This is a genomic window from Streptomyces sp. AC558_RSS880, from assembly GCF_019049255.1.
Taxonomy (GTDB): domain Bacteria; phylum Actinomycetota; class Actinomycetes; order Streptomycetales; family Streptomycetaceae; genus Streptomyces.
Map to the genome: position 1 here is coordinate 1 of NZ_JAGMUJ010000172.1, position 408 is coordinate 408.

Genomic DNA, 408 nt, shown 5'->3' on the forward strand with positions numbered 1-408 from the left:
CCCATGATCCACATGTCGGCGCCGATGCCCGGCGAGCGGACCGCGTCGGACAGCGGGGAGTAGGCGAACCAGCCGAAGTCGGCCGCCCCGTCCGGGGTGAGGAAACCGCCGACCGCGATCAGCGAGCCGAACAGGTACAGCCAGTAGGCGAACATGTTCAGCCGCGGGAAGGCGACGTCCGGCGCGCCGATCTGCAGCGGCATGATCCAGTTGGCGAAACCGGCGAACAGCGGCGTCGCGAACATCAGCAGCATGATCGTGCCGTGCATCGTGAACGCCTGGTTGAACTGCTCGTTCGACACGATCTGCAGGCCCGGCCGGGCCAGCTCGGCGCGCATCACCAGGGCCATCACGCCACCGATGATGAAGAACACGAACGACGTCACCAGATACAGCGTGCCGATCGTC

At 66.2% G+C, this 408-nt stretch carries 1 protein-coding gene; it reads right to left on the minus strand.

Annotated elements, in window-relative coordinates; genetic code table 11:
• The coding region (locus KUM38_RS39015; RefSeq protein WP_217136891.1) for a cbb3-type cytochrome c oxidase subunit I at positions 1 to 408 on the minus strand (408 nt) is incomplete at both ends.